We start from the raw sequence: 239 nt of genomic DNA, 5'->3' as shown, positions 1-239 counted from the left end.
ATTCGCTGAGCGCGTCGCCGACATTCGATGCCATCAGACCGCTGCGAACGATCACCCAGCCGATGAGGATCAGGATGAAGATAGGAAGGACGTCGAGAATGATGGCTGACATGAGGCGGGATGCTCTGCGGGGAGGGGAGTATCCGACCTCTACAGCATCGGCGCGAAAATCGGAATCGATTTTCGGTAAGCCCGATGCGCAGATCTAAAGAGTGAGAGCCTCCTTTGTGCGCCCGAAC

The 239-nt window shown here is 56.9% G+C and carries 1 pseudogene; it reads right to left on the bottom strand.

Annotation, left to right across the window (positions count from 1 at the left end):
* Nucleotides 1-112, bottom strand: a pseudogene (locus EOD29_RS34715) (AEC family transporter); the annotation flags it as partial.
* Nucleotides 113-239: the final 127 nt, after the last annotated feature.

The sequence above is a fragment of the Mesorhizobium sp. M1A.T.Ca.IN.004.03.1.1 genome (genome assembly GCF_003997555.1).
GTDB lineage: Bacteria > Pseudomonadota > Alphaproteobacteria > Rhizobiales > Rhizobiaceae > Mesorhizobium.
This window is presented reverse-complemented; position numbering and strand designations above follow the sequence as displayed.